This is a genomic window from Streptomyces niphimycinicus (assembly GCF_018883605.1).
In the GTDB taxonomy this organism is placed as follows: domain Bacteria; phylum Actinomycetota; class Actinomycetes; order Streptomycetales; family Streptomycetaceae; genus Streptomyces; species Streptomyces niphimycinicus.
This window is the reverse complement of the sequence record NZ_JAHLEM010000963.1, coordinates 1-1,102: the sequence shown is the minus strand read 5'-3', so window position 1 is coordinate 1,102 and position 1,102 is coordinate 1. Positions and strand designations below refer to the sequence as shown.

At 76.8% G+C, this 1,102-nt stretch carries 2 protein-coding genes; one reads left to right on the top strand and one right to left on the bottom strand.

The features are described 5' to 3' along the window. The first annotated feature begins 4 nt into the window (after positions 1-4). Positions 5-145 (top strand): WhiB family transcriptional regulator, encoded by a 141-nt coding sequence (locus KN815_RS46155; RefSeq protein ID WP_301184709.1) that lies wholly within the window; start codon positions 5-7, stop codon positions 143-145. A gap of 303 nt (positions 146-448) precedes the next feature. On the opposite strand, the gene KN815_RS46150 is transcribed toward KN815_RS46155, so the two are convergent. Further along, on the bottom strand, positions 449-1,102 hold a 654-nt coding region (locus KN815_RS46150), incomplete at its 5' end, for a 5-oxoprolinase subunit C family protein (RefSeq protein ID WP_216347760.1).

Genomic DNA, 1,102 nt, shown 5'->3' with positions numbered 1-1,102 from the left:
TCCGGTGATCCAGGAATGCCTGGAGTACGCGCTGGAGACCGGGATGACCCACGGGGTCTGGGGCGGCGTCGGTGAGGAGGAGCGCCGCGCCCTGCGCCGCAAGGCGCAGCGCAGGGAGCGGGTCGGCGCACGGCGGGCCCGCTAAGCGCTCCGCGGGAAGTGCCGCGAGGTGCGGTCGTTCATCCTCGGCTGTGTCGTGGCTGATCGCGCCCGCGTGGCGGAGCCCCATATCGACACAGCCCCGCGCCCCTTCGGAGCGCACCCGAACCGCACCGGACTTCATCGAGGCCGCTCAGGGACTGCCGGGTCCTGCCCGGGCCAGGGCCGGTTACGGGGAGTCCGGCGGACCATGCGGCGGAGGCGCCGCCCCTGGACCCCTGGACCCGGGGTCTGGGGCGGAGCCCCAGTTGAGGGAAGGGGCGGGGAGGGGAGCGGCCCGCCGCAGGCGTCAAGATCCGCCGGGCGGCTTCTCAGGCCCGTCCGCGCCGCTCCGCCTCGCAGGCGGTCCCCAGGAGGCCCGGCCCAGCGGTGTGAACCGCACCGGCGTGCCGGGGACGGCCTGCGCGGCGGCGGCCAGATACGGCTCCGGCACGACGCCCACGACCGGGTAGCCGCCGGTCGTCGGATGGTCGGCCAGGAAGAGCACCGGCCGTCCGTCCGGCGGCACTTGGAGCGCGCCGAGCGCCATCCCCTCACTGGCCAGCTCACCGTCCTTCGCCCGCTCCAGCGAAGGGCCCTCGGTCCGCAGCCCGATCCGGTTGCTCGCGGCCGAGACCCGGAAGGCCCCGGTGGTGAGGGTGCGCAGCCCCGCCGGGGTGAACCAGTCGTCGCGCGGGCCGAGCACCACCGGAAGCACCAGTTCCGGTACGACGCCCCGATGCGGCGCCCCGTCCACACCGGGCGCGGGCCCGCCCGGCGGCCCGAGCCGCAGCACCGCGCCGTCCACGAGCGGCGCCGGGCCCAGCCCGGAGAGCACATCCGTGGCCCGGCTGCCGAGCACCGGCTCGGCCTCGACACCGCCGTCGAACGCCATATAGCTGCGCACCCCGTGGGCGGCGGCCCCGGCGTCCAGGAGCGCGCCCGCGGGCACTCGTACGGCCGC